The following is a 24433-nucleotide window of genomic DNA, read 5'->3' as shown; positions in this document are numbered from 1 at the left end:
CATGCTTGCTTCCGAACTCGCGCGCGAACTCGACGTCGACCCCAGCGTCATCTCGAAGAGGCTGAATATCTATCACGCGGAGATGGGTACGGCACGCCCTCGGTTGATGAATGACCAGACGGTGACGCATATGCGGGAAGCACACGCACTCCTCACCAGCGGGAAGGCGGGGAACTTCAAGCAAGCCATCCAGCAACTGCTGGGCAGGTACACCGCACCTATTCCGTCGGAATCGGCCCAGGAACTTCTCAGGCGCATGGACTCCTTGGAGGCAAACCAGACCCAACTGGTCGAGAGGATGGAGCAAATCATAGAGGGCTTGCGAAAGATTCTCGCCAAGCGTGACGGAGTGGAGGGTGGGAACTAGGCCGACGCCGAAGGTGTGGCGGAAACGCCCAGGGATGAGAGCGGACGAACGGCCGTAGACCACCTTTGCGTCCCGAACCCAGTTCGTGTCTGGGTGAGGTCGAAGGTCATGGGAATGCTCGGTCTCCGTTTGACCAAAGCCCGGGACGAGGACGAGAGGGAGCCTCGGCGACGGCACATCCTGCGGCGTGACCGGTACACGTCCTCCTCATTGCAACAGGGTGCCGAAGGCGCTGCAGTCAACCTGCCTGCTCGAAATCACGCCTGGTCTAAATACCGGATCAGGTCTGTCCGGCCCGTCTAGTGGGGAGGTAATCAGCAACAGATGCCTTCTAGCCAGGCTCTCCGATTCGCCGGGTTCAACGCTCGGGTCCAGGCGTCCAGTGTCAGATGCTGGTGTCCGCCCAGGCACCTGGCACGCAGTGAGCCGGAAAGTTTCTCACTCTTGGACACACCGGATCTGCCCGGGTCTATCTCCCTCCGCAGTCTTGCCACCCGGGGTTTCCGTGACCGTCCTGCTGCCCCGCCCGGGTTGTTGATCTGCCAGGTTTTGCCTCGGAGAGACAATGCTCGGATGATGCGCTTCAGCCTGGCCCCTTGGCGTTCTCTTCGCTGGGGCAGGGTGGGGTGTCAGGCGGTCTTCCGGCAGGTTGGTGAGGCCTCGGCGGGCCGTCTCGAGGTTGCCGGGCAAGCGGACGGACCAGGGGTGGGAGTACCTCTCCTGGCGTTGCGGGAAGGGGGTTGAACAGTTCTGGTGCTGGGCGCGGTGAGGAGCATCTGGCTGACTGTCCGGACCGGTGTCATGGGGACGGCCTGAGGTTGGGGTTCGGGCGGTACGATCTCCTATCACGTTATGTCGTGTCGGGTGGCGCCGCCAGCCCTCCTGGGCCGCGCCACCCCGTAAACTTGGAGCAACTGGCCCCGCCTCCCGCCTCCGGCCGCCCGTTTGAAGGGCTACCTCCGGGACTTCGTCGCCGGGATTGCCCTCGCCTCCCGACGCGTCGCTTCTGGTTGCTCCTCTCCCTGTCGCCCGGTTATTGCGGCGGCTCCTCTGGTCCCTGGATGCGGCGGGCGCAGGCCGGGATCATCTGGGTCTTCCGTCTCCTACCCGCCCCCCCGTTGGGGAGCCTGCGGGGAGAGCTGGGGTGGTGACCGTGCGGAGCCAGGGAGCGAGGTGAGCGCGATCACAGGTCAAGCCCCAGCGCGTTCTGGCTGGACGCGGTGCCGGTGAATGCGGGTCCTCCCAGTGGGGTTGAAGCGGCGGGACCGGTCCGTCGGGCGACTGCGGCCGAGTACATCGGACGGGCAGTGTGAAATACAAGTTCGTTTTCCGCGAGGAGTTCGCGGCCATACAGGAATTATGCGATAGTGTCGTCCTTTTTCGTGATTGGTACAATCACGTCAGGCTGCGCTTGGGGTTGGGCTACGCCTGCCCCTGGATTAAGCTGCTGGAGATGGCGAAGTCTTGCATCGTCGCTTGAAGGGTTTTCTGAGGCAGTACCCCTGTACGCCGTGTTCGAGCTGAAGAGAGCCGAGCTAAGGCAGGTGTTGCGGCGCCGTCAGGGCCAGTGTGGAGGGCAGGTCCGCCGCCTCGACACGGAGCCGGACCCGCAACTCGCCCTGGCGCTCTTCCGGCCAGCCGGAGACCCGACCGGAGACGTTGAACATGTTGAGCGGGGGGGTGCCGGGCATCACCAGGTCGAAGGCGGAGGCCACCAGCAGCCCCCCATGCACGTGACCGACTTGAACGAACACGCTGCGGTCCGGGGCGAGCTGCCGCCTGGCCTTGTTCGCCAACTCGTGCGTCACGAGCACGTCGAGCACGGAGTTGCCGGCGCAGACCGAAAAAAGAAGGCCGCCAGGTGACGTCAGCACCTGGGGGGTCGACGTGACCTGGCCGATCAATGATCCATGCAGCATGGACCTGACTGTAGGGGTGAAGTGGTTACGGCGTGGAGCGAACTTCAGCGCCTATGCGTGCGCCACAACACCACGATGGCAGTCCCCAGAAACGCCAGCGTGCTGACCGTCGTGACCGCGCAGAGGCTGCCAGTCGCCAGGCAGACGGCCGAGCCGGCGAGCAGGGCCAGCAGTCCGAGCCCGAAGACGGCCACGACGCTCTGGAACTCGGTGCCCACCGGGACGGTTACGGCGAACAGCACCAGCAGGGCGAGCGGCACCAGGGTGGGCTGGAGGAAGGCGAGGAAGGCCAACGCCACGGCGGGCAGGAGCAGGCGGACGCGCCCCTTGAGAGGAGCAGGACGGCGGAATCCGGTGATCAGCATACGTTCCTCCTGGGAGTCAGAACTTGCCGGACCAGCCTAGGGGTGGGTGCAGGAGGTAGGCTCCTCATTATTGCTGCCCCACGTTGCCTCAGGTGTGCCGGAGGTGAACGTCCAGATGGCCCGTGCCTGGCTCAGCGCGTGAGCGGACGGTTTGGAGCTGATCCAAGACGGCGTTGGCGGACGGAGGCTTGGGGGTCTGACCTGACAGGTCTCCTCGTCGGGATGAGCGTGCGGCGGCAGGCTGGTTCGCCAGGGGGTGTGGACGAGGGGCCTTACAGGTCGGCGAGTTCGTCCGCGAGGTCATCGGCGGGCACCTCGACATAAGCGCGGGTGGTGTTCACCGAGGCATGCCCCAGGTGGTGGGCGACGCGGGCAAAGTCCCGGGTGCGCTTGTACAGGAGGGTCCCGTTGTATTTGCGGTAGGGGTGGAAGCCGGTCCAGCGCAGCCCCTCGGCTTCCATCAGGCGGCGCAGGTGGTACGCCGCCCCCGAGCGGTACCGGAAGGTGAATAGCCGCCCGCCTTTGCCGCGCCCGGCGTGGTCCTGGAGGGCGTCGAGCAGGGTGCCGGAGAGGCCGACGATGCGCACCTTGTTCCCCTTGCCCCGGACGGTCAGGCGGCGGTGGCGGGTGTCCACGTCCGGCCAGGTGAGGGTGAGGGCTTCCTCGATGCGCAGCCCGGCGTGGGCGCACAGCAAGATCAGCACCCGCAGGTCGGTGCGCCCGGCGCGCTCGGCGGCCCCGAGCGCCCGGTGGACGACGGTTTCGCGGTAGGGGGGGCGTTTGCTGATGGCCTCGGTGCGGTCCCGGGGTTGTTTGACGTCCTGAAAGGGGTGGGCGTCCGTCGCCCCGGCCCAGCGCAGGGCGGCGTACAAGGTATTTGCTGCCGCGACTCGGGAGCGGACGGTGGCCGCCGCCTTCCGCCCTTCACCGCCCGGGTTAGCGGTCAGGCTGGTGATCCAGAAGGCGGCGTCGTTGCGCCTCGGTCGCAGGAGGTTCCAGGCGCGGTCCTCAGCGTGCGTCAGGAATTGCCGGACGCCGGTGCGGTACGAGCGCAGGGTGTGCGGACTGATGGTGATGCCGACCCGGGACAGCGTGGTGAGGTACGCGAGGGTCAGGTCCCACAGAACCTCCCCGTTCTTGTCGCGGGCGGCCTCGGTGGCGCGGCGGCGCAACTCGTCCTCGTGTAAGGCGGTCCAGGCGGAGGCTTGGTCGAGGAGGGCACCCCGTTTAAGGTCAAGGGTGTATGAGGCCCCCTGCTGCGCAGTGACGGCGTCTCCTAGAGAGGTCACATTTTAGATGATAAGGCATGTTATCGACTAAACAAAACAGGGGAGAGGCAGGGTCCCAGAACCGCCGGAGAAGAACGACGCGCTCTGCCTTCCAACAGCGACCTCGAACCCAGAGGACGGCCGCAAAGCACTGGGCACCTGACGACTCGGCTCGCACTCTCCCGAGCGCTGACGGTGGTTCGGCAGACGGCGGGGCCGAGCCCCCCTCCTGATCAGCGCCGGTCCGCGTCTTCCGGGGCGGGGTCCATGAGGGTGAGGTCGAGCCAGTACCGCGCGGCATCCTGCTCGCGCACGCCGAGTTCACGGTTCCAGTCCTCCCAGGCGGCTTCCCGGACGAGGTCATGGCAGGCGAGATAGTCCGCGAGGCGCTGGCGGTCTGCCTCGTTCAAGGGTGACGTCCTGAATGTTCCCTGGTCAGCGCGGTACGCCCGGTCCAGCAGGCGCACGAGGACGGGAAGGGTGAGGTCAGTGGGATTCAGACCCGGGTGGTACACGCGCGCTCGGCTGGTGAGCGTGGGATTGGTGAGGTGTTCGAGCCGCACGTCATCGTAGGAGCGGCCTCGGTGGAGGATGGCCGCCACGCGCCAGCGGGGCTTCAGGTCAGGGCGCAGGGCGTAGAGGTCCCCGACGTGCAGGAGGCGCGGCTGGCTCATCAGGCCGTGAGTGTGGCGTGTCCGAGTTGGGAGGTCTGTGGCTGAGGCGGGGGTCCGCCGTCGGGCGTGTTGACGGGTGAGGCCGTGCTGGCGCAGGCTGAGGCACCAGAGTCCGAGGCCGCCGGAAGACGTGGCCCACGCACGGGGCTCAGCCGCCGGGAAGCCGGGACCAGGACGGCCATTGGACGGGCAGGGGCACGCGGCCACGTAGACGCACCCCTGCCCCCCGCATGAAACAACCATTTCTGCTCCACCCGGCAGCCATGAGCCCAGTCCTCCAAACCCCGAGCCATCAGGCCGAGCGGCCGCCCCCGGATGACTATCACGGTGTGTTCGTCATGCGTCCGCTTCAACCCCATCATTGCCGTCGTTCCGCCGTTGCCGTTCAGGGCATCAGTGGCCGCACACTCGGGGGGAGGGGGTGCCGATGGGGCCTCGGGGTCAACGTGCCGGACGGCAGCTTGCAGGGCGGGAGCTGTGGTCATGGGCTCCTCCCGGGATGAGGGGCGGACGAGGGACGGCGCTCTGTTCCCTCTTCACGCAACCACACGCGCATCTCCCCAGGTTCGCGCTGGTCCCACAGCGCGTAGGGCACGGCGCACAGCGGGGCGGTGGCTTGACGAGGGGGAGCCGTCCGGTACAGCGTTCCCGGCCAGTCGCCGGACTCCTCGGCCCGGACCTCCCCGCGAATGACAGTGGCGCCGCCCAACAGGTCCGGCTCGAAGGTCGCCGTCAGGGCTGCCTCGCGCGACAGGGCGAGCCGGTGCAGTGGGACATCCGCGTCGGCGCCCTCCACGCAGTACACGATGGGACCGCGTTGCAGAGCGACCAGCCCCGCGCCCTGCCGCACGTCCGGGTGCGCGTACACCCGCTCCACGGGCATAGGGAGGGTGAGATCCACCTGGTCCTGACCGCTCCACGCCCGGGTGAGGTGAACGTAGCCGTCCCGAGCGCCCGACAGGTCCACCGCCTCGCCGTTGACGGCAAGCTGGGACTCACGGCACCAACCGGGCAAACGGAGCGACAGGGTGAACCGGAGGGGCCGGTCCAGGTCAAACCTCAACGTGACCTTCCCATCCCAGGGGTATTCGCTGTGCTGGTGGAGCGTGACCTGCTGGCCCCCGACCTCGAATCGGGCGGTCCCGCTCGTGTACAGGTGAAGGGCGATGCCCTCCCCGCTGACGCCGTACAGGTAGTGTCCCAGGGAGGCGAGCAGGCGCGAGACGTTGGGTGGGCAGCAAGGGCAGATGTGCCATTCCCAGCGGTGTTTGTCGCCGTGACTCTCCAGCGGGTTGTCGTAGAAGAAGTGCCGCCCGTCCTGTGCCACGCTGCTCAGCACGTTGTTGTACAGCGCCCGCTCCATCAGGTCGGCGTACTGACCGTCCCCGGTGAGGTTGAGCATCCGCTGCGCCCAGAAGACCAGACCCACGGCGGCGCACGTTTCGGCGTAGGCCGTGTCGTTGGGCAGGTCGTAGTCCGTGGTCATCCCTTCGTTGTGGGCGGAGGGGCCGAGCCCGCCCGTGATGTACAGCCGCCGCGACGTGAGGTCCTCCCACAGCCGCTCGCAGGCGTGGCGCAGCGATTCATCTCCCAGCTCTGCGGCGAGGTCGGCCATCGCACTGTAGAGGTACATCGCGCGGACGGCGTGGCCGACCACCTTGTCCTGCTCACGCACGGGTTTATGGGCCTGCATGTACTCGTAAGGAAGAGCGTCGCCGTGCGAGAGGAGGGCGTGATCGGGCGTCTCCCCGCGGGCCCGCGCCTCCTCGTCGAAGAAGTACGGCTGCTGCCCGCGCTCCTCCACGAGGAAGCGGGCAAACTCCAGGTACTCGCGCCTGCCGGTCAGTCGGAAGAGCTTCACCAGCGCCAGCTCAATCTCCTCATGGCCGGGGTAACCGCGTTTCTGATCGGGGCCGTCGCCGTACACGCCCATCAGGAAGCGGGTGTAGCGCTCCATCACGCCCAGGAAGGTCGTCTTCCCGGTGGCCTGCGTGTAGGCGACCGCGCCCTCGATCAGGTGGCCGGCGTTGTACAGCTCGTGCCAGTCACGCTCATTGGTCAGCCGCCCGGCAGGATCGATGGCGGTGAAGAAGGTGTTGAGGTAGCCGTCGGGCCCCTGCGCCGCCGCGATCTTCCCCACCAGCGCGTCCACCTGCGCCTCCAGGGCCGGGTCAGGGTGGGTGGCGAGGGTGTAGGCGACGGTCTCGATCCACTTGGCGAGGTCCGAATCCCACCACATCTGGGGAGTGACGCCGCTGGGTTGCCGGGGGATGATCAGCGGGCGGGGTTGCAGGTCGAGGGCCCGTATCGCCCCTACCTTCTCCAGTTGCCCGTACAGGAAGGGCAGGGTCGTGGTCTGGTTGACCTCCAGACGCGGACGCCAGAAGCGGTCATTCAGCGTGACGTCCTGAAGGGGCAGGGGCGTGAAGCGCAGGCGGTCGTTTGCCGTGTCCGTCATGCGAAACCTCGGGTGCGGGGCTTACCCCACCTGGACCATCACCTTGATCACGCCGTCCTCATACCCCGAGTGGCGCTCGAAGGCACGCTGTACCTGTTCCAGAGGGAACACGTCGCTGATGAGGGCGTCCACGTCCACCATGCCGCGTTCCACCAGGGCGATGGCTTCCGGGTAGGTGTGCGCCATCCGCCGCGAGAAGATCAGCGACAGCCCCTTGCGCCGGGCCAGCGAGTGCTGCACCGTGCAACGGTCGTCCCCCGGAATCCCGACGAGGACGACCTTCGCCCCGGGCCGCGCGAGGAGGGCCGAGGTCTGCACCGAGTCGTCCGCCCACCCCGCCTCGAACACCACGTCGTAGCGGGAGTCCTCCGAAGGGTCGAAGGACGCGGCTACGGAAGTCGCGCCGCTGCGGGTGGCGAAGTCCCGGCGCCAGGCCAGCGGCTCGATGACGTGCAGAGCCGTGACGCCTGCGAGCTTGAGAAGCTGGACGAGCAGCAGGCCGATGGGTCCGGCGCCCACGACGGCGGCCCGGTCTCCCACGTTCACATGTCCCAGCCGCAGGGCGTGGAGGGCCACTCCCAGGGGTTCGAGCAGCGCCCCGCCGTTGTCCGTCACGCCCTCCGGCAGGACGAAGCAGTTGTGGGCGGGCGCGGTGAGGTACTTCTGGAGGGCCCCGTCGCGCGGGAACACGCCCATGAAGGTGTGGTGGGTGCAAAGGTTGGGATTCCCCTCCCGGCACTCCCGGCAGTGCCCGCAGGCGACATGCGGCTCGACGGCCACCCGGTCCCCGACCTTCAGCGGCCTAGCGTCGCCGCCCAGCGTCCCCTCCGGCGCCTGCACCACCACGCCCATGAACTCGTGGCCGAGCACGAGGGGTTCGGCGATCTCGATGTTCCCGATGCGCCCGTCCGCGAACATGTGGATATCGGAGCCGCACACACCGACAGTGCGGATCTCCACCACGACCTCGCCCGCTTGGGCCGGAGTCAGGTCACGCTGGGTCAGGGCGAACTGGCCGGGGCCGGTCAGTATGGCGGCGGGGTGGCTCATGGCCGTCCTCCTTGAGGCAGGGGGTCGAGGGTGGGCCAGCCGTCGGCCCCCCAGCGCGGGAGCGCGGTCTGGAGTTGAGGTGTGCCCCCCAGGTCCCCGTCGTAGTAGTGGTAGACGAGCAGGTCGCGCGTGCCGTCGTGCACGACCTCCTGCCCGCCTGGCCCGATGAAACGGCCCGAGGTGGCCTGAAGCTGGCTGCCTCCCCCTTGCAGCATGGGCACGCCCTCCTCGTCCACGTACGGCCCGGTCACGTTCTTCGAGCGGCCCACCATGATGCGGTAGGTGCTCTCCAACCCCGCGCAGCAGCGGTCGAACGACACGAAGAGATAGTAGTAACCGTCACGTCGCAGGATCGAAGGCGCCTCGATGGCTCCGCCGCCGCGTGAGGCGAGGCTGTAGAGCTGCGGGTTGTCGGTCTTCAATTTGCCGCTCGTGGGATCGAGTTCCCGCATCTTGATCCCGTCCCAAAAAGACCCGAAGGCCAGCCACGCTCGCCCGTCCGGTGTGTCGATGCGGGCCGCGTCGATGGCATTAAAGTTGTCCCCCTCCTCGCTGGTGACGACGATGCCCTGATTCTCCCAACCCCTGCCCGGGTTCCTGGGGTCGAGGGTTCTGTTCGTCATCAGCCCGATGGCGCTCGTGTTCTTCCCGAAGAAAGAGGCGGCGTAATAGAGGTAGATCGTCCCGTTGCGGGTAAAGAGGTGCGGCGCCCAGAGGTTAGGTGGTGCGGTTCCGAGCTGCCCCTCCACCCACGCCGGTTGCGTCTCCCCCAGCGTCCCCGCGTCCGTCCACGTCACGCCGTCAGGTGAGGTCTTGATCCGCAGCGTCCCGCCGCCCACATTCTCGTAGCCGGTGCCGAGGGCGACGTAGGTGGTTCCAACTTTCAGCAGCGTGGGGTCGTGAATTTGCAGGTCACCTTTCAAGATAGGCTGGGTGGGGCGCCCGCCTCCCCCCAGCGCGAGCGAGCCCAACGCGAGGGGGAGGAGAGGGGTGAACCGGCTCACCCCCGACCTCTTCCTCATGCCCGCAGGCCCTGGGCGAGGACGTAGTACAGGTCATTCAGGCGTAATCCCTGCTGGAACTCGCGCAGCCGCGTCCCGGCGTCGATCACCGCCAGTTCCACACCCGCGATGGCCGCGAAGTCCTCGATCATCTCGGTGGTGACGGCATAGCTGTACCCGGTGTGGTGCGCCCCACCCGCGTGAATCCACGCCGCGCACGCCGTCTTGAAGTCGGGCTGGCATTCCCACACCGCGCGGGCCACCGGCAGGTTCGGCAACTCCGGGTGGTCGACCGCCTCCACCTCGTTCACGATGAAGCGGAAGCGGTTGCCCAGATCGACCAGCGAGACGTTGATCGCCCGCCCCTGCTGCGAGTCGAATACCAGCCGCACCGGGTCCTCCTTGCCGCCGATGCCCAGGGGATGCACCTCCAGCCGGGGCTGGCCCGCCGCGATGGTGGGGCAGACCTCCAGCATATGCGCGCCCAACACCTGATGGTTCCCGGGTTCGAGGTGGTAGGTGTAGTCCTCCATGAAGGAGGTGCCGCCCGGGAGACCCTGCGCCATCACCTTCATCGTGCGCACGAGAGCCGCCGTCTTCCAGTCGCCCTCGCCACCGAAGCCGTACCCGTCCGCCATCAGCCGCTGGGTGGCGAGGCCGGGAAGCTGCTTCAGGCCGTGCAGGTCCTGGAAGTTGTCGGTGAAGCCCTTGAAGCCCCCCTCCTCCAGGAAGGAGCGCAGGCCGAGTTCGATCCGGGCCCCGTCCCGCAAGGAGGCGTGACGCTCACCACCGGGCCGCAACTCGGGCGTGACCTCGTATTCCTGAAGGTAGGTCTGAATTAGGGCGTCTACCTGCGCCTCGGTCGCTGCGTTCACCCGCTCGGCGAGGTCGCCCACCGGGTAGGCGTTCACCGAGAAGCCGAAGCGCACCTCCGCGCTCACCTTGTCCCCCTCGGTCACCGCCACCTCGCGCATGTTGTCGCCGAAGCGGGCGAACTTGGCCCCCTGGAGGTCGTGCCACGCCCACGCCGCCCGCGCCCACGTGCCCAGCCGCTCATGCACCTCGGGGTCGGACCAGTGGCCCACGACGACCTTGCGCTCCAGCCGCAGTCGGGTATGCAGGAAGCCCGCCTCCCGGTCGCCGTGTGCCGACTGGTTGAGGTTCATGTAGTCCATGTCGATGTCGGCCCAGGGCAGTTCCCGGTCGAACTGGGTGTGCAGGTGCGCGAAGGGCTTTCTGAGCGTGCTCAGCCCCCCGGTCCACATCTTCGACGGCGAGAAGGTGTGCATCCACAAAACCAGCCCGGCGCATCTGGGGTCGCTGTCGGCCTCCCGGCACAGGCGGCGAATCTCCTCGGCGGTGGTCAGCACCCCCTTGGTGACGACTTCAAGGGGGATGGAGGGGCTACCGTTGAGGGCCTCCCCCACGACCCGGGCATGGGCGGCGACCTGCTCGAGAGCTTCTGGGCCGTAGAGATGCTGCGAGCCGCAGACGAACCACACCTCCGCCGGGGCGAGGTGGACGGGAGCCTGGGCCTGGGGGACGGTCTGGGTGAGGGTCGTCATGCTGTTCCTTTCCCGCTCACAGGCGTGCTGGACCTCTGCCCGTACACGCCCTGGTAGCGGTCGTAGAGCCGGTCGATGTGTTCCTGGGCGATGGGCTGCACCCCACCCAGTTGGGAGGCAAGGAAGGCCGTTCTCGCCACGTCCTCGCACATCACGGCGGCCTTGAGGGCGGCCTTGGGGGTAGGCCCGACCGTGAAGACCCCGTGGTTTTGCAGGATGATCGCGGGCGAGCGGTGCCCCCGCAGCACCCGCACGACCTCCGCGCCGATCTCCTCGCCGCCGATTAAGGCAAAACGCCCGCAGGGGATCGGCCCACCGAACTCGTCAGCCATCGCGGTCAGGATGCAGGGAATCTCGCGTGCGTTGGCGGCCCAGGCGGTCGCGTAGGGGCTGTGGGTGTGGACGATGCCGCCTACGTCGGGCAGGTGTCGGTAGATGTAAGCGTGCGTAGCGGTATCGGAAGAGGGGCTGAACTGGCCCTCCACCACGTTCGCGTCCAGATCGGTGAGCACCATGCTTTCCGGCGTCAGGTCCTCGAAAGTGACGCCGCTGGGCTTGATCACCATGTGTTCCCCGGCCCGCGCGCTCATGTTGCCGCTCGTCCAGGTCACCAGGCCGTTCTTCGGCAGCTCCAGGTGCAGCCGGGTGAGGTCCGCTCTCAGGTCCTCGTACATCAGTCCGCCCTCCTCATCGCCTTGAGGCGGTGCATGACCTCGTTCGCTCCCCGCCCGAAGTAGTCGTGCAGGGTGACGTATTCGCCGTAGAGCTTGTCGTAGGTCCGCTGGTTCCCCGCGTCCGGCACGAACGCTTCCCGCCGCACCTTCCCCATACATTTGGCGGCGGCGAAGATGTCGGGGTACTCGCCTGCCGCAACCGCCGCGTGCATTGCGCTTCCCACCGCCGGGCCCTGCTCCACGTCGAGGACGCTCAGCGGGCGGCCCGTCACGTCGGCGTAAATCTGCATCAGCATCCGGTTGCGCTTGAGTCCGCCTGAGACGACGACCTCGTTCACAGGCACGCCGCTCGCCTCGAAGTTCTCGACGATCACCCGCGTGCCGTACGCCGTCGCCTCGATGAGCGCCCGGTAGAGGTCCGGCGCCCGGGTGCCCAGCGTCAGGCCCAGGATCATGCCGCTGAGGTTGGCGTCCACGAGCACGCTGCGGTTGCCGTTGATCCAGTCGAGGGCGACGAGACCGTGCTCGCCGGGAGCCTGGGTGGATGCTTCCCGCTCCAAGAAGGTGTGGAGGCCGATCCCCTCCCGCCTCGCCTGCTCGTGATACTCGGGCGGAACACCGTTCTTCACGAACCAGGCGAAGATGTCCCCCACCCCGCTCTGTCCCGCCTCGTAGCCGTACAGGCCCGGCACCACCCCGTCCGGCACCACGCCGCACATGCCCGGCACCTCGCGGAGTTGGTCGCCGAGGAGGACGTGGCAGGTCGAGGTCCCCATGATCGCCACCAGCCGCCCCGGCTCCGTCACCCCGGCGGCGGGCAGCGTCACGTGTGCGTCGACGTTGGCGACGGCGACGGCGGTGCCCGGCTTGAGGCCCGTCCACGCGGCGGCCCGCGCGGTGAGTCCCCCGGCCTTCCCGCCCAGCGGCGCGAGGTCTTCCTTCATCCGCGTCTGTACCACGTCGGCGAAGTCCGGGTTCAATCCCGCGAAATAGCTCTGATCCGGGAAACGCCCGTCCTGGTGGATCGCCTTGTAGCCCGCCGTGCAGGCGTTGCGGGTTTCCACCCCCGTCAGTTGCCACACCACCCAGTCGGCGGCCTCGATCAAGCGCTCGCTCGCCGCGTAGACTTCCGGGTCCTCCTCCAGAATCTGTAAAGCCTTGGCGAAGAACCACTCCGAGGACTGCTTGCCGCCGTAGCGGGGCAGCCAGAACTCGCCGCGCTGCCCGGCGAGCGCGTTGATCCGGTCGGCCTGCGGCTGCGCGGCGTGGTGCTTCCACAGCTTGACCCAGGCGTGCGGGCGGCGTTCGTACTCGGGCACGAAGCACAGCGGCGTGCCGTCGGCCAGCGTGGGCATCGGCGTGCAGGCGGTGAAGTCGATGCCCACCCCAACGACGTCATCCGGGGACACGCCGGAAGCGGCGAGTGCCTGGGGGACGGCCTGCCGAAACACGTCCAGGTAGTCCTGCGGGTGTTGCAGGGCCCATTCCTTGCCCAACTTCTCGCCGGTGGGCAGGGTGCGGTCCATCACGACGTGGGCGTAGGGCGTGACGCCCTCCCCCAGCACGGCGCCGTCGGACACCCGGACGACCACGGCGCGGCCCGACTCGCTGCCGAAGTCCACGCCGACCGCGTAACGCTCAACCATACAAACCTCCGAAAAAGGGTGCGGAAGACGACAAGGGGAACCTCCGGGGGTCCGCCTTTCCAGACCCTCGCGTCAACGTCCGCAGGACTGGGGCAGAGAGGCGGACGCTGCCTGGGCTTGACTGTGAACGATCACATCGTATGCTGGGGGGGTCAGCCTGTCAACGCTCGCCCCGGGCGAGAGGTTCCGCCGCACACGTGTGGGCGGGCTTTCCGCCCCTTTGCTCCCGAAAGGACGCCTCCGCCGTGGACCAGAAGCACGCGACCGTCTCCCTCAACACCCAGCGCGTCATCTCCGAGATCTCTCCCCTGATCTTCGGCGGCTTCGCCGAGCATATGGGCCGCTGCATCTACGAGGGCATCTACGACCCCGGCTCACCCCTGGCCGACGAGAAGGGCATCCGGCAGGACGTGGTGGCCGCGCTGCGGGAGACGAACTACCGCATCATGCGTTACCCCGGCGGCAACTTCGTCTCCGGCTACCGCTGGACGGACGGCATCGGCCCGCGCGCAGACCGTCCACGCCGCCGCGCCCTGGCCTGGCGCTCGGTCGAGACGAACCAGTTCGGACCGCACGAGTTCATGGACTTCGCGCAGGAGATCGGCACCCAGCCCATGTGGGCGGTGAACCTGGGGACGGGCACCATTCAGGAGGCCGCCGACCTCGTGGAGTATATGAACCTGCCGACCGGCACGCTCTACAGCGACCTGCGCGCGAAAAACGGCCACCCCGAGCCCTGGAACGTCAAATACTGGTGCCTGGGCAACGAGATGGACGGCCCCTGGCAGATCGGCCAGATGGACGCGGCGACCTACGCGGAAAAGGCGGTCCAGGCCGCCAAGCTGATGCGCTGGATGGACCCTGGCATCCAGACCATCGCCTGCGGGTCGTCCGCCACCGCCATGCCCAATTACCCCGACTGGGACGTGACGGTGCTCGGCCACGCCTACGACCACATCGACTACTTCTCGATGCACCACTACGCGGCCAACCCGTACCCGACGGTCTCCAACACCGAGCGTCTGCCGGTCGACACCGACTCCTACCTGGCGAGCAGCGTCCATTTCGAGGAACACGCCGACACCCTCGCCGCCGCCATCCGCGTGGCGAAGGCGAAGCGGCGCTCGAAAAAGGACGTCCACCTCTGCTGGGACGAGTGGAACGTCTGGTACCGCGCCAAGGGCGGCGACGGCGGGTGGAGCGAGGCGCCGCACATCCTGGAGGAGGAGTACAACCTCGAGGACGCCCTCGTCGTGGCGACGTGGCTGAACACCTTCCTCCGGAAGGCCGACATCGTGAAGATCGCCTGCATCGCCCAGATCGTGAACGTGATCGCGCCGATCATGACGAACAAAGACGGGATGTTCAAGCAGACGATCTTCTACCCCCTGACGCTCTTCAGCAACCACGCGAGCGGGTTTGCCCTGGACGCCCTCGTCAAGGCGCCCCTCAAGGAAACGAAGCGCCACGGCCCAGTCCCCCAGCTCGACGCCTCCGCCAGCTTCGACCCGGCCACCGGGCAAGGCGCCGTCTTCCTCGTCAACCGCTCGCAGACCCATTCCCTCGTCACGAGACTCTGCTGGGAGGACGAGGCCCCGCAGACTGTCACCCGCGCGTGGCAGATGCACGGCGAGGACCCCTTCGCCGCCAACTCCTTCGAGCAGCCCGAGAACGTGGTGCCCTACGAACTCACCCCTCCCCGTCTGGAAGGCCGCGCCCTCACGCTGGAGTTGCCGCCCCTTTCCTTCACGGCCCTTCTGACCCGCCACGCCGCGAACTGAGAGGATTCCTACAACCGCTTGACAGCGTTTCACCAAACGTTTAGGATGTGACCGTTCACATACAGACAATTCAGCGCTCTGACGGCTCCCCTCGTGGTTTGGTTTCAGGCTCCCTGCCTCTTATCCCGGTTTTTCCACCCAGGACGGCTCCTGTGCCTCCTGCCGGCCACCCGCCGCACCCCCATCCCTGCCCGTCCACTTCGCCTCATGGAGGAATGTATGCGCCCAATCCGGATGATCGCCCTCGGCCTCTCGGTGTCTGCCGCCCTCGCTTCCGCCGCCCAGGCGCAGACACGGATCGTCTTCTGGGACTTCTTCGGCGGGGGCGACGGCATCCGCATGAAGCAGATCGTGGACGAGTTCAACGCGTCCCAAAAGGACATCGTGGTGCAGCGGACCACCCAGACGTGGGGCAACCCCTTCTACACCAAGGTGCACACCGCCGTCGTCTCGGGGCAGACGCCCGACGTGATGACCTACCACCTGTCGGCGCTGCCCGCCGGGTTGCAGAAGAAAGACCTGCGCGCGATCACGCCCGCCGAGCTGACCGGGGCGGGTCTCAACCCCACCGACTTCCAGACCAACCTCGTGAACACGATGGTGGGCGACGCCAGGGCGCAGGCCGGGCAGGCGAGCTGGTACGCCCTGCCGCTCGACACCCACACCGTCGTCCTGTACGTCAACAGGGACCTCCTGAAAAAGGCGGGCGTGCTGGGCGCGAACGGCCAGATCACCGGCGCGAACACCGTCGCGGGCATGACGAACGTGCTGCGCCAGATCAAGGCCAAGACCGGCGTGACGCCCCTGGGCCTGAGCACCAACCAGGACCCCGCCAACGTCTGGCGGCTGTGGTACACCCTGTTCCTGCAACAGGGCGGCACGCTGGTACGGAACGGCAAGCTCGACCTGACGGACCTCGACACCAAGGGCAAGGCCGCCCTCCAGGTGATGGCGGACTGGGCGGGAGAGGGCCTAATCCCCAAGAACACCCAGTACCCGGCCAACGTGGCGCTGTTCACGGCGGGGCGCACCGCCATCATGATGAACGGTAACTGGGAAGTGCCCACGATGGTGGACGCGAAGGCCAAGGGCAGCCTGAAGTTCGACTACGGGGTGGTGAGCTTCCCGAAGCTCTACGCCAACAACCGGACCTGGGCCGACTCGCACATGCTGGCGATCCCGGCGAACACCAAGAGCCAGATCAGCCCCGAGAAACTCAGGGCCGTGATGACCTTCGCCGCCTACGTGCAAAAGCAGGGCGGCGTGGGCTGGGCGGGCGGCGGTCATATCCCGTCGTACGTGCCCACCCAGAACAGCGCGGCCTACAAGGCGCTCCAGCCCAACGTGCAGTACAGCGCCGCGTCCGCGAAGAACGCGACCCTGGAGCCCACCCTGCCCATCTTCGGTGTGGGCGGCCCGATCTACGACGCGGTGGGCAACAACTTCACGCCCGTGCTGCTCGGCCAGCTCACGGTGGATCAGGGGATGAGCAAGTTCAAGACCGCCCTGCAAAACCTCGGCAGGTAAGCGGGTGAGGGGGAGGCGAGACGGCCTCCCCTCCCCTTTGGCCCTCCCCCTTCGGGCCGCTCATCCGGGAAAGGAGACCTGAGGCCTCATGCTCGACACCGCCTCCCAGGGGGCCACGCTCGTCAGCCGGGAGAAGCGGGGCCACCTGCGCCGCCGCTGGATCACCGCCCTGCTGATGGTCGCGCCCTTCGTCATCATCTACCTGGTGTTCCTGATCTTCCCCACCTTCCGGGTCCTGCAACTCAGCCTCACGAACGCCGATCTCACCGGGCAGGGGCAGTACATCGGGCTGGGCAACTACACCCGGCTCCTGCGCGAGCCGACCTTCTGGACGGCCCTGCTCAACACGCTGTACTTCATCCTGCTGACGGTGATTCCGAACACCATCGTGGGGCTGGTGCTGGCGCTGCTGGTCACGCGGTTGAAGAGACTCAAAGGGCTGGTCCTCGCCTGCTTCTTCCTGCCGTACGTGCTGCCCGTCAGCGTGGTCACGAACATCTGGAACTGGCTGCTCGACTCGAACTTCGGCATCGTGAACACCCTGACCGGAAGCAGCGTCGCCTGGTTTCAGGACCCGGTGTGGGCGATGCCCGCCGTCGCCTTCGTGACGATCTGGTGGACGGTGGGCTTCAACATCCTGCTCTTCATCGCCGGACTCCAGAACATCTCGCCCGAGATCTACGAGGCCGCCGCGCTCGACGGGGCATCCGGCCCCCGGCTCTTCTGGTCGATCACCTGGCCGAACCTCTGGCCGGTGACGAGCCTGGTGTTGCTACTGCAACTGATCGCCCAGTTTAAAATCTTCGATCAGGTCTACCTGCTCACGGCGGGCGGCCCCTTTGACCGCACGCTCGTGCTGCTGCTGTATTCCTACCGCGAGGGCTTCCAGCAGCAGCACGGAGGCTACGCCTCGACCATCGGCGTGGTGCTGATGGTGGTCATCCTCGCCGCCTCGCTGCTCCAGTCGCGGGTACTCAACCGGGGAGAACGCGCATGACCGTCGCCTCTGCTCCAAGAACGGCCCGCCGCACCGTTTCCCCCTCCGTCCGGCTCGCCCGGCTGTGGGGCGGGGTAGTCACGGCCCTCACCGTCCTGCTCGCGGCCCTGTGGGTCTTCCCGGTGTACTGGGCGGCGGTGACGTCCATCAAACCCGACGAGGAGACCATCGTCACGCCGCCGACCTTCTGGCCACAGACTCTCGACCTGAGCAACTACACCTACATCCTTCAGAACAGCCCGCTGGTGCGCTGGTACGCGAACAGCATCCTGACCTCGCTGGCGATCACGGTGCTCGTGCTGCTGCTCTCGCTGCTGTGCGCGTACGCGCTGTCGCAGATCGACTTCCGGGGGCGGCAGTGGCTGTACTGGCTAGTGCTGGTGGGTTTCATGCTGCCCTTCCAGGCGAGCCTGATTCCGCTCTTCATCCTGATCAACAATCTGGGCCTGGTGAACAACTTCGCCGGGTTGATCCTCCCGCAGCTCGCCGCGCCCATCGCCGTGGTGATCTATAAGCAGTTCTTCGACCAGATTCCCCACGAACTCGGCGACGCCGCGCGCATCGACGGGGCGGGCGAATGGCGGGTGCTGTTCAGCATCTTCTTGCCCCTGAACTGGAGCATCACCGTGGCGCTCGCCATCGTGACCTTCATTGCGGCCTGGAATAACTTCCTGTGGCCCTTTATCGTCCTGAATGACCCGCCCAAGCTCACCATTCCAGTTGGCATCACCCAGGTGCAGTCAGCCTACGGGGTGGCCTACGCCAAGACGATGGCGACGGCGATGACGGCGGCCCTCCCCACCATGATCGCCTACCTGATCTTTCAGCGCCGGGTGACCGAGGGCGTGATGGCGACGGCGGGCCTCAAGGGCTAGCGGGAGGCGGAGGCCCGCAGCGGGGCGGGACGGGGCGCGCGGCTGGCCTCCCGTCCCGCCCCGTTTCGGAGGGCCATCACCTCCCCACGCCCTTTTTCTGAACGCTGGATTCAGACGGAGCCTCCTGCACAGGCGCCTCCGTCATGAAATGATTCGCGCCGACTGCCGAGGACGACTTCCCATGCATGAACAGCCCTTTCAAACGAAGCTCGGCCTCCCTGGACCCGGCCTGGGCGTTTCCGGCCCTCCAGGGTGAGGACGGAGAGATTCCCATGTCGAAGGTAGCTCCGTCCACGCGCAACGCCACGATCCACGACGTCGCCCAGCGGGCGGGCGTGTCCTATCAGACCGTCTCGCGGGTGATCAACCACCACCCCAGCGTGGCCCCGGCGACCCGCCAGCGGGTGCTGGGCGCCATCGAGGACCTCAACTACCGGCCCAGCCTGATCGCCAAGGGGCTGGTCACCCGCCGGTCGCACCTCATCGGCATCGTCGCCTCCGCGACCGACCAGTACGGCCCGGCTCAGATCGTCCAGCACGTCGAGCAGTCGGCCCGCCTCTCCGGGTACGACAGTATGCTCACCACGCTTCGCCGCTTCGAGGCGGCGGAGATGGTGCAGGCCGTGGCCCGCTTACAGCAGTTCGGGGTGGACGGGCTGGTGCTGCTGACCCCGTACGACGCGCATGAGATCGTGCCGGTGATCAGCGCGAGCGTCCCCTTCATCATGATCGACGCCACCACGGAGGTGGAGGGTCCCAGCGTCAGCGTCGATCAGTTCGAGGGTGGGCGCCTCGCCACCGAACACCTCGTCCACCTGGGCCACCGCCGGATTCTCCATATCGGCGGTCCCGTGGAGTGGAACGACGCGGACCTGCGCCACCGTGGGTACCGCCACGTCTTGGCCGCCCACGGCCTGCCCGAACTGCCCAGGCTGACCGGGGACTGGAGCGCGCAGAGCGGCTTCCGGGCCGTGGAGGAGGCGCGCGGGGCCGACACCGCCTTTACCGCGGTCTTTGCCGGGAACGACCAGATGGCGCTGGGTGTGCTGTCCGCCCTCGCGCGAATGGGTCTGCGGGTCCCGGAGGATGTCTCGGTCGTGGGGTTCGACGGGACGCCCGAGTCCGCCTTCTACCAGCCGCCGCTCACCACGGTTCAGCAGAACTTCGCCCAGCTCGGGCGCAAAAGCCTGGAGGAGCTGATGCGCCGTATCCAGGGGCAGCGGCTGGGCGCGTCGCATCATGTCTTTCAGCCACACCTCCTCGTGCGGGCCACCACGGCGCCCCCGGGTGCCCGAGCTTAGAAGACGAGTGCCGACGTTTTTCGTTCTGGAACACCCAGGGAGGTGAAGAAAGCTGACCTCGCCTCTCCCAGGAGTCGGTCTAGCCGTCGCGGCCACCGTTCTGGGAGGGAGCACGCGATCCAGCAAATGCACCCCTGCTCCCGCCTGTGCCCCACGCAAGAACGCGCCTGATCCGGGTGTGGAAGCCCGGCCTGAACGGCTGAAGCCGCTGGGTCAACGCTTCGGGGTCAAGCCCAGGCACAACGTTACGCCGTGGTCTGCACGAGCAGTCCGGAAGGCCAACTGGTCATCGCGGCCTCCAGGGCCTCCTGCGGCGTGCCGTGCAGCCAGGCGTCGAGGTCCTGAGACAACAGCAGGGCCGGCATGCGGTCATGCACATCCAGGCCCGGCACTGGATCGCGGGTCACGACGGTGACGCTCTCGAGCGGGCCGTCCGGCGTGACGGTGACTTCCCAGAGCCCGGCAGCGAGGAGGGGTCGGTGGTCCGGGCGATACACGCGGTGCCAGCGCTTGCGCTCCCCCCGTTTCGGCGAGTGCGTGGCGTCCGGCTCGAAGAACGCGCTCAACGGCACCACGCACCGCCGACCTTCCAGGAACGCACCCCGGAAGGTCGGTTTCTCACTCAGGGTTTCCACGCGGGCGTTGGTCGTCGTGAGGCGCTTCAGGTCCTCAGGGCTCTTCCCTGGGGGGATGAGCCCCCAGCGGAGCTGTACGGCGGCGTAGCCGTCGCCCTGCAACCGAACCGCCAGGAGCGGGTCCGTGGGGTTGATCCGCTCCCGCGGCTCGGGCCAGGTGAAGATGTCACCGAACAAGCGTTGCAGATCCTGGCGGGCGGGTGAGGCGAACTGGTCTTCCGCGCGGTTGCACATGACGCACCTCCTTGAGAAGCTGCCTCTATTCTACGTCCAGAACATAATCAAGAAAAGACGTTTCTACACCAGCGAAATACTGTCGAAATTCTCCTTGTGCTGAACGACGTTTTTCATGCGTCCTCATAGCAGGGCCAGGAAGGGGCCTCGGACGTGTTCTCAGGGGTGCTGAGGGGTTCACCGAACGGCAGAACACGAGAGGTTCGGCTGGCACAAGGAGTTGAACTCCACGAGGTGCAGCCGGTGGTCAAGCGACGCGACGACGAGCAGGCGGTCGCCCTGTCAGGGCTGTTGCCCAAGCCATGAAGCTGAGAACCCTTGCTCTTTCTGGGGGAAGTGAGCCCACGCGGCGCACCTCCCTGCGCGACGGTGCGAGCATGACCTCGGAACCGCCTGAGCGGGTGCTCATCGGCTGCCTGACCGTGGACGCTCTCGAAGGCCACCTCGCCCGCGTGGAACAGGAAGACGGTTCCCTCCGGGACTGGCCGCTCACGAGCCTACCCAGGGGCGGCTCCTGGGGTTCCGCCGAGCCTTGACCTCGGACCTGAGTCCCAAGTTTCCTACGGTGTGTCTCGTGGTGGCCCGAGATACTCAGCCGGTGCCTCATCTCGTCTGGTTCAAGCGCGATCTGCGGGTTCAGGATCACGCCGCGTTGCTCGGGGCCGCCGAGTGCGGCGAGGTCCTGGCCCTGTACGTGTACGAGCCCGAGCAGTACCGCCACCCCGAGTTCCACCCCGCCCACCTCAGCGTCCTCAACGACGCCCTCGCCGAGTTGCGGGAGCGGCTGGGCGAGTTGGGTATCCCGCTGCTGATGCGTCACGGGGAGGCAGTGGAGGTGTTGGAGGCCCTGCGGCAGGAGGCGCCCTTCTCCGCTCTCTGGGCCCATCAGGAGACCGGGAACTGGGTGAGCTATCAGCGCGATCGGCGGGTCCGGGCCTGGACAAAGGGGCGAGGCCTCCCCTTCTACGAGCCGCCTCAGAACGGCGTCGTGCGCAGGCTCCGCTCCCGCGACTCCTGGGCCGAGGAGTGGGAAGCCCGCCTGGGCACCTCACCGAGACCGGCTCCCGAACGGCTGCGCGGTCCTGGCCACCTTCCTCCGGGGAAGTTGCTTACCCACCGGGACCTGGGGCTCCCCAAGAATGACAAGGTGCTGCCCTGGCCGCCGGGCACCTTCGGCGAACGCCTCGCGCACGCCACCCTGCACAGCTTCCTCAACGAGCGCGGGGTGAACTACACCCGCGAGATGTCGAGTCCCCTGACCGCCGAGCACGCCTGCTCGCGGCTGAGCGTTCACCTCGTTTTCGGCACCCTCAGCCTGCGCACGGTGGTCCACGCCACCCGCCAGCGCCTCGCCGCCGTGGCGGGCGACCCCGAGGCCGACCCGCGCTGGGTCCGCTCGCTGCGTTCCTTCGAGAGTCGCCTGCACTGGCACTGCCACTTCATGCAGCGCCTGGAGAGCGAGCCCGAGATGGAGTTCCGCGGCCTGAACCCCACCCTCGCCGACCTGCGCCCACAGGAGTTGGACGAGCAGGCCAGGATCACGTTCGACGCCTGGGCGAGCGGGCACACCGGCTTCCCGATGGTGGACGCCTGCATGCGGATGCTGCTCTCGACCGGGTGGCTGCCCTTCCGGATGCGCGCGCTGCTGGTGAGTTTCGCCACCGAGCAACTCTGGCTGCCCTGGCGGGCGGTGGGGTTGCACCTCGCGCGGCACTGGCTGGACAACGAGCCGGGCATCCACTGGTCGCAGGTGCAAATGCAGGCGGGGATGGTCGGCATCAACACGCTGCGCATCTACAACCCGACCAAGCAGGCGCGCGACCAGGACCCGGAGGGCGTCTTCCTGCGGACCTGGCTCCCGGAGCTGCGGGTCCTGCCCCCGGCGTACGTGCATGAGCCCCACCTGACCCCGCCGCTCGTGCAGGCCGAGGTGGGCTTCCGGGTGGGGGAGAGCTACCCACAGCCCATCGTGGACGACCGCGAGGCGGTGCGGGCGGCGAGGGAGCGTCACCGGGAGGCCCAGGTGAAGGACCCCGGGCGCGAGGTGGCGCGGCAGGTCTACGAGCGGCACGGGAGCCGCAAGAAGGCCCAGCTCCGGGCGGAAGGGCGGATGGCCCCGAGCCGAAGGGGGCAGCGGACAACGGTCGCGACCCGCCCAGCGCCCTCCCCTCTGCGCCCGATCCTCTCCCCTGGGCAACCCCTGCTCTTCGACATGCTGGTTCCCGAGGTGCCACCGGTGACCCTGCCGCGTCTCCCGGCGGACTGGCAGGCGGCCCTGGGCCCGGTGATGGCGCGAGCGGCCTTCCGCGACCTCTGGGCCTTGGTCGCCTCTGAGCGCGAGCGGGGCCCGGTCTACCCGCCCGAGCCGGAGGTCTTCGCGGCGCTGCACCTCACGCCCCTCCAGGACGTGCGGGTGGTGATCCTGGGACAGGACCCGTATCACGGCCCCGGACAGGCACAGGGCCTGGCCTTCAGCGTGCGGGCCGGGATGCGGGTGCCGCCCAGCCTGGCGAATATCCACCGGGAACTCGCAGACGATCTGGGGTGCCCCCTTCCCCGCCACGGGGACCTGCGGGCGTGGGCACGGCAGGGGGTGTTGCTGCTGAACGCGGTGCTCACGGTGCGGCAGGGGGAGCCGGGCAGCCACGCGAACCGGGGGTGGGAGGCGTTCACGGACGCGGTGATCCGGGCGGTGAACGCGCAGCCTGAGCGGGTGGTCTTCCTGTTGTGGGGGGCGCACGCCCGTCGCAAGGCCCGACTCATCACCGCCTCCCACCACGTCGTGTTGGAGGCGGGGCACCCCAGCCCGCTGAGTGCGGCGCGCTTCCTGGGGCGTCGGCCCTTCAGCCAAGCGAACGCGGCGCTGCGGGAGGCTGGGCGCGGGGAGGTGGCGTGGTGCCTCCTGGAGAGGAACACGGCGCCCTGACCCGCCTGATCGTGCATGTGGACATGGATGCCTTCTACGCCGCCATCGAGGTGCGCGACCGCCCGGACCTGGCCGAGCAGCCTGTCGCCGTCATCGCTACCGCCCGCAAGGGGGCGGTGATGACGGCGAACTATGTCGCCCGGCGTTTCGGGGTCAGGAGCGCGATGCCCGTCCACTTTGCCGTGCAACGCTGCCCCGACCTCGTGCTGATCCCCCAGCGGATGGAGGTCTACCGCGCCGTGTCGGCCCACCTCCAGGAGATTTTCGCCCGGTACACCGACGTGGTGGAACCGCTCGCTCTCGACGAGGCGTACCTCGACGTGACCCAGGCGGGACGAACGCTCGCTGACGCGGAACGCCTCGCCCGGGCGATCAAGACCGACATCTTGACGGAGACGCGCTTGACCTCCTCGGCGGGGGTCTCGGTGAACAAATTCCTCGCCAAGCTCGCGAGCGGGCGACACAAGCCGGACGGCCTGACCGTAATCCTTCCCGAGGCGGTGGACGCGCTCTTGGCCGCCCTGCCTATCGAGGACTTTTACGGGGTCGGCCCGGTCATCGCGGGCAAGCTCCAGGCACGCGGCATTCAGACCGGCGCAGAGCTACGTGCGCGGTCGCTGGCCGAACTGCAAGCGATTCTGGGGGCGGGCAAGTTGGCTCTCCGGCTGTCCGAGCTGGCGCGCGGGATAGACGAGCGGCCGGTGGAAGCGCACCGTGAGGCGCGGTCCATCGGGGTGGAGCGGACCTTCGATTCAGACCTCACGACGCGGGAGGCGCTGCTCGGGGAGGTGCCGGGGGTGGCGGCCGAGGTGGCGGCCCGGCTCGCGAAGCGCGGGTATGTGGGCCGGACGGTGGTGCTGAAGCTGCGGTATGAGGACTGGACGCCCGTGACTCGCCGCCGGACCTGGGCCCAGCCCCTGGAGGGTGCGGACGACCTGGCCGAGGCAGCCAAGCGATTGCTGACTCCGGACCTCTTGGCCGGACGGGGGGTGCGGTTGCTGGGGATCAGCGTCATGACGCTGGTCCGCCGGGGGCCCAGTGCGCCGGGCGAAATCGGGAAGGGCGTGTGAAGGCTTGCTCAGCCCTGGGAGCGCACAGGTGAAGGGTTGGAGTCCGAGAGGAGCTGCGCGGCGGCGCCCGAGACGTCCTTGGGCGAGCAAGTGCCGTTGA

19 protein-coding genes are annotated in these 24433 nt (G+C 67.7%); 8 read left to right on the top strand and 11 right to left on the bottom strand.

The genetic code is table 11. The features are described 5' to 3' along the window. Position 1 precedes the first annotated feature (1 nt). Positions 2 to 367: a hypothetical protein gene (locus IC605_RS10310; protein WP_216322897.1), complete on the top strand. Its 366-nt coding sequence runs from the start codon at positions 2 to 4 to the stop codon at positions 365 to 367. A 1535-nt stretch (positions 368 to 1902) separates the two neighbouring features. Here the strand turns inward: IC605_RS10310 and IC605_RS10305 are convergent. The 10 genes from IC605_RS10305 to araB form a co-directional block, all read right to left on the bottom strand. After that, on the bottom strand, positions 1903 to 2286 hold the full coding sequence (locus tag IC605_RS10305; protein WP_216322892.1) for a hypothetical protein: 384 nt from the start codon (positions 2284 to 2286) through the stop codon (positions 1903 to 1905). A 44-nt stretch (positions 2287 to 2330) separates the two neighbouring features. Then, positions 2331 to 2651, bottom strand: a complete 321-nt coding sequence (locus IC605_RS10300) for a hypothetical protein (protein WP_216322889.1) — start codon at positions 2649 to 2651, stop codon at positions 2331 to 2333. 272 nt (positions 2652 to 2923) lie between these two features. Beyond that, the gene (locus IC605_RS10295; protein WP_343216575.1) at positions 2924 to 3940 is read right to left on the bottom strand and encodes a tyrosine-type recombinase/integrase; all 1017 of its coding nucleotides are present in this window, start codon (positions 3938 to 3940) and stop codon (positions 2924 to 2926) included. A gap of 212 nt (positions 3941 to 4152) precedes the next feature. Continuing rightward, a complete protein-coding gene (locus tag IC605_RS10290) occupies positions 4153 to 4593 on the bottom strand; it encodes a hypothetical protein (protein ID WP_216322885.1) in 441 nt (146 codons plus the stop codon). 481 nt (positions 4594 to 5074) lie between these two features. Continuing rightward, positions 5075 to 7051, bottom strand: coding sequence for a glycoside hydrolase family 127 protein (locus tag IC605_RS10285; RefSeq protein ID WP_216322882.1), 1977 nt, complete (start codon positions 7049 to 7051; stop codon positions 5075 to 5077). Positions 7052 to 7072: 21 nt separating this feature from the next. Further along, positions 7073 to 8101, bottom strand: coding sequence for a zinc-dependent alcohol dehydrogenase (locus IC605_RS10280; protein ID WP_216322879.1), 1029 nt, complete (start codon positions 8099 to 8101; stop codon positions 7073 to 7075). Beyond that, positions 8098 to 9105, bottom strand: coding sequence for an arabinan endo-1,5-alpha-L-arabinosidase (locus IC605_RS10275; RefSeq protein WP_343216574.1), 1008 nt, complete (start codon positions 9103 to 9105; stop codon positions 8098 to 8100). The genes IC605_RS10280 and IC605_RS10275 overlap by 4 nt, the downstream gene beginning before the upstream one ends. Before the next feature lie 14 nt (positions 9106 to 9119). Continuing rightward, positions 9120 to 10667, bottom strand: coding sequence for an L-arabinose isomerase (gene araA / locus IC605_RS10270; protein WP_216322874.1), 1548 nt, complete (start codon positions 10665 to 10667; stop codon positions 9120 to 9122). Continuing rightward, a complete protein-coding gene (locus IC605_RS10265; RefSeq protein ID WP_216322871.1) occupies positions 10664 to 11341 on the bottom strand; it encodes an L-ribulose-5-phosphate 4-epimerase in 678 nt (225 codons plus the stop codon). Before IC605_RS10265 ends, araA begins: the two co-directional genes overlap by 4 nt. Further along, positions 11341 to 12987 (bottom strand): ribulokinase, encoded by a 1647-nt coding sequence (gene araB / locus IC605_RS10260; RefSeq protein WP_216322868.1) that lies wholly within the window; start codon positions 12985 to 12987, stop codon positions 11341 to 11343. The genes IC605_RS10265 and araB overlap by 1 nt, the downstream gene beginning before the upstream one ends. Positions 12988 to 13232: 245 nt before the next feature. Between araB and IC605_RS25385 the strand changes: the two genes are divergently transcribed. The 5 genes from IC605_RS25385 to IC605_RS10235 all read left to right on the top strand — a co-directional run bounded on the left by IC605_RS25385 (position 13233) and on the right by IC605_RS10235 (position 19468). Continuing rightward, positions 13233 to 14768: an alpha-N-arabinofuranosidase gene (locus IC605_RS25385; protein WP_216322865.1), complete on the top strand. Its 1536-nt coding sequence runs from the start codon at positions 13233 to 13235 to the stop codon at positions 14766 to 14768. A 219-nt stretch (positions 14769 to 14987) separates the two neighbouring features. Beyond that, positions 14988 to 16295 carry an extracellular solute-binding protein gene (locus IC605_RS10250; RefSeq protein WP_216322861.1) on the top strand — a complete coding sequence of 436 codons (1308 nt, stop codon included), beginning with the start codon at positions 14988 to 14990 and terminating at the stop codon, positions 16293 to 16295. 88 nt (positions 16296 to 16383) lie between these two features. After that, complete coding sequence (locus IC605_RS10245; RefSeq protein WP_216322858.1) at positions 16384 to 17292, top strand: carbohydrate ABC transporter permease; 909 nt, start codon at positions 16384 to 16386, stop codon at positions 17290 to 17292. After that, positions 17289 to 18167: a carbohydrate ABC transporter permease gene (locus IC605_RS10240; protein ID WP_216322856.1), complete on the top strand. Its 879-nt coding sequence runs from the start codon at positions 17289 to 17291 to the stop codon at positions 18165 to 18167. Before IC605_RS10245 ends, IC605_RS10240 begins: the two co-directional genes overlap by 4 nt. A 272-nt stretch (positions 18168 to 18439) precedes the next feature. Then, on the top strand, positions 18440 to 19468 hold the full coding sequence (locus IC605_RS10235; RefSeq protein WP_216322854.1) for a LacI family DNA-binding transcriptional regulator: 1029 nt from the start codon (positions 18440 to 18442) through the stop codon (positions 19466 to 19468). 245 nt (positions 19469 to 19713) lie between these two features. Here IC605_RS10235 and IC605_RS10230 read toward each other — a convergent pair whose 3' ends face one another. Further along, positions 19714 to 20337 (bottom strand): SOS response-associated peptidase, encoded by a 624-nt coding sequence (locus tag IC605_RS10230; RefSeq protein WP_216322850.1) that lies wholly within the window; start codon positions 20335 to 20337, stop codon positions 19714 to 19716. Between the two features lie 598 nt (positions 20338 to 20935). On the opposite strand from IC605_RS10230, the gene ung reads away from it, so the two are divergent. Then, on the top strand, positions 20936 to 23263 hold the full coding sequence (ung, locus tag IC605_RS10225; protein WP_343216573.1) for a uracil-DNA glycosylase: 2328 nt from the start codon (positions 20936 to 20938) through the stop codon (positions 23261 to 23263). Beyond that, positions 23230 to 24333, top strand: a complete 1104-nt coding sequence (gene dinB, locus IC605_RS10220) for a DNA polymerase IV (protein WP_343216572.1) — start codon at positions 23230 to 23232, stop codon at positions 24331 to 24333. Before ung ends, dinB begins: the two co-directional genes overlap by 34 nt. The last annotated feature ends 100 nt before the right edge of the window (positions 24334 to 24433 follow it).

Source organism: Deinococcus aestuarii (assembly GCF_018863415.1).
Taxonomy (GTDB): domain Bacteria; phylum Deinococcota; class Deinococci; order Deinococcales; family Deinococcaceae; genus Deinococcus; species Deinococcus aestuarii.
The sequence above is the reverse complement of the archived record's forward strand: the minus strand, read 5'-3'. Positions and strand labels throughout refer to the sequence as shown.

Coding starts and splice junctions, on each gene's coding strand:
- IC605_RS10310 (WP_216322897.1), top strand. CDS start 2: ATGCTTGCTTCCGAACTCGCGCGCGAACTCGACGTCGACCCCAGCGTC.
- IC605_RS10305 (WP_216322892.1), bottom strand. CDS start 2,286: ATGCTGCATGGATCATTGATCGGCCAGGTCACGTCGACCCCCCAGGTG.
- IC605_RS10300 (WP_216322889.1), bottom strand. CDS start 2,651: ATGCTGATCACCGGATTCCGCCGTCCTGCTCCTCTCAAGGGGCGCGTC.
- IC605_RS10290 (WP_216322885.1), bottom strand. CDS start 4,593: ATGAGCCAGCCGCGCCTCCTGCACGTCGGGGACCTCTACGCCCTGCGC.
- IC605_RS10285 (WP_216322882.1), bottom strand. CDS start 7,051: ATGACGGACACGGCAAACGACCGCCTGCGCTTCACGCCCCTGCCCCTT.
- IC605_RS10280 (WP_216322879.1), bottom strand. CDS start 8,101: ATGAGCCACCCCGCCGCCATACTGACCGGCCCCGGCCAGTTCGCCCTG.
- araA (WP_216322874.1), bottom strand. CDS start 10,667: ATGACGACCCTCACCCAGACCGTCCCCCAGGCCCAGGCTCCCGTCCAC.
- IC605_RS10265 (WP_216322871.1), bottom strand. CDS start 11,341: ATGTACGAGGACCTGAGAGCGGACCTCACCCGGCTGCACCTGGAGCTG.
- araB (WP_216322868.1), bottom strand. CDS start 12,987: ATGGTTGAGCGTTACGCGGTCGGCGTGGACTTCGGCAGCGAGTCGGGC.
- IC605_RS10250 (WP_216322861.1), top strand. CDS start 14,988: ATGCGCCCAATCCGGATGATCGCCCTCGGCCTCTCGGTGTCTGCCGCC.
- IC605_RS10245 (WP_216322858.1), top strand. CDS start 16,384: ATGCTCGACACCGCCTCCCAGGGGGCCACGCTCGTCAGCCGGGAGAAG.
- IC605_RS10240 (WP_216322856.1), top strand. CDS start 17,289: ATGACCGTCGCCTCTGCTCCAAGAACGGCCCGCCGCACCGTTTCCCCC.
- IC605_RS10235 (WP_216322854.1), top strand. CDS start 18,440: ATGTCGAAGGTAGCTCCGTCCACGCGCAACGCCACGATCCACGACGTC.
- IC605_RS10230 (WP_216322850.1), bottom strand. CDS start 20,337: ATGTGCAACCGCGCGGAAGACCAGTTCGCCTCACCCGCCCGCCAGGAT.